Annotated in this window: 1 protein-coding gene; it reads right to left on the reverse strand. The window is 48.4% G+C overall.

Annotated features, from left to right (window positions below; genetic code table 11):
• Positions 1–247: P-loop NTPase (locus AB4585_RS23015; protein WP_372171121.1), on the reverse strand; the 247-nt coding region annotated here is incomplete at its 3' end.
• Positions 248–275: the final 28 nt, after the last annotated feature.

The raw sequence follows: 275 nt of genomic DNA on the forward strand, positions 1-275 counted from the left end.
GCTGTAAATAACCTTGCGCTTGCTCTGCTGATTCAGGGTTTACCACAGAAGGCACCCCCATATCGATGTCTCGGCGAACGTTAAGGTGCAATGGCAATTGACCCAATACTGATATCCCCTTTTCTGCGGCTAATTTCACCGCGCCACCACTGCCAAAGATGTCTTCATGTGAGCCACAATTGCTACACTCGTGATAGCTCATGTTCTCGATAAGCCCTAATACTCCAACCTCGGCTTTCTCAAACATGGCGATACCTTTTATTGCATCTGCCAGC

It is taken from the genome of Vibrio sp. 10N.222.49.C9 (assembly GCF_041474985.1).
Classification (GTDB): domain Bacteria; phylum Pseudomonadota; class Gammaproteobacteria; order Enterobacterales; family Vibrionaceae; genus Vibrio; species Vibrio crassostreae_C.